This window comes from Pseudoalteromonas sp. SR45-5, assembly GCF_014163565.1.
Classification (GTDB): Bacteria; Pseudomonadota; Gammaproteobacteria; order Enterobacterales; family Alteromonadaceae; genus Pseudoalteromonas; species Pseudoalteromonas distincta.
Window position 1 is genome coordinate 1 of the sequence record NZ_JACJDN010000744.1, and the last position, 1,716, is coordinate 1,716.

Annotated in this window: 3 protein-coding genes; all 3 read right to left on the reverse strand. The window is 37.5% G+C overall.

Translation table 11 applies throughout. The features are described from left to right. Nucleotides 1-41 precede the first annotated feature (41 nt). Nucleotides 42-524 carry a hypothetical protein gene (locus tag H5072_RS18570; RefSeq protein ID WP_002958727.1) on the reverse strand — a complete coding sequence of 161 codons (483 nt, stop codon included), beginning with the start codon at nt 522-524 and terminating at the stop codon, nt 42-44. A 25-nt stretch (nt 525-549) separates the two neighbouring features. Next, complete coding sequence (locus tag H5072_RS18575; protein ID WP_182694406.1) at nt 550-1,362, reverse strand: DUF481 domain-containing protein; 813 nt, start codon at nt 1,360-1,362, stop codon at nt 550-552. Between the two features lie 42 nt (nt 1,363-1,404). Continuing rightward, the coding region (locus H5072_RS18580) for an HI1450 family dsDNA-mimic protein (RefSeq protein WP_182694407.1) at nt 1,405-1,716 on the reverse strand (312 nt) is incomplete at its 5' end.

Consider the following 1,716-nt stretch of genomic DNA (forward strand, 5'->3'; position numbering starts at 1 on the left):
GCACTGCTAAACAAATAGAAAAAGCGCCTAAGGCGCTTTTTTTATATCATATTGTTACGCTTAACCGTTTCAGCTTTTGGCTTACTAGGCAGCGCGATAGATACGTTTTTTTCTTTTAAAGCAGCTAGTAAACCTTTTTGATCGTTTGTACCAACTCTATACAAGGTGCCATCTTTGAGCGTTAACTGTATTGCACTAAAGCCAGATACTGTATATACCCAACCATCATGAGTAATTCGCATACCAATACCGTGCCTGTAAGAGTTTTGAACTGCTTTTGCTTCTGCTACTTCGCTAAGCTCAATACTTTGCCCAGCAACGCCTGGACCAAACGCCCAGCTAATATTTTTATCATCTACTTTTACTGTTAGGCCATGGAACAAAAAGCCCACCAGCACTAAAATCCCAGTAAATATTATTAAAGGTCCATCAGCGCCTAACAAGTTCCACGCAAGCGCCACAAAACCGCCAATCCACGCTAATACAAAAAAGATAAACACCGCATACTGTTTATGCTGATACATAATATTCTCTAAATTAAATAAATACTTAAAAGCTGTATACCAATGTAGCACTCAGCTCTGAGTCAAACTTGAGTTTATCATCTTCGGGTTTTGAATTATAACGATACATGTAGGTAAATTTGAGTGATACCGCGCCAATCACTTGGCTTATCAGTGCGGTTTCCGATTTTAAGCGAGAATTAAGACCTGAAAGCGACTGCTCTATACTCACATCTTGATTAAAACGAGTACGCTTAGAGACCAAACGTTCCCACTGCATTGCAACACGTACTAAATAACCGGTTTTATCAATTTCATCTTCGCTCACATCCGAATCTTCATCGGCGACTGAACGGTATAAACCAGGTCCTATATCAATATCTACTTTGTTTTTAGAGCCTTGATATACACGCGCACCATAGCCTGTCGCCACCGTGCTTTTAAAATCAAGTCCACTAAACTCATCTTCTTCGTAATCACCGTAAATAAAAAATGAGGAGTTTTTAACACCTACTTTATAGTTACCTTGCGCTGATACAAAAATACGATTAGCAGTAACATCAGTGCCACCGCTTTCATCGTTTTCATCACGCTTATAAAGAGAGTCTATTTTAAATTGGTTACGCCACTTTTCAAAATCTTGGTATAAATTACCTTTGAGCTTAAAACTGGTCGAATTGGTGTTACCTTTACTTAGAATAAAACCAAATTCAGTATCACCGTAAAGCATATCACCTTTGTGTAACTCATGAATTTCTTCATCAGAGAGCTTGCCATATTCATGAAAATCTTCAAATGGATCAACAGCCCAACTTGGGCAGCTAATTATTAAAAAAAATAAAAATAAATACTTACGCACAACACTCTCTCTGCACACAATTATAAAAATAAGCGGTATTGCTTATTCACTCTCTTTCCATAAAATATGACAAAACGGAGCATCTTTATCACGACTAATCAAAATTTTAGCAAACAAAACATCATCATTTTCAAATTCTAAACCAACTAGCACCTGAATAAAGTGCTCTGGCTCTATCTCAAGGGCAACAAAATCTTGCCACTGATCGTCTGGCTCGTCTTCTTCAATAAAGCCTAGGTCTTCTCTAAACTCATTAAAGTCTTCAACATCTTTATCACTCAAGTTATTTGGCGCTAGCTCTAAAAAAATATCATAAGCTTGGTGAGTAGCTTCTTCTACCGTATATAAACGTGG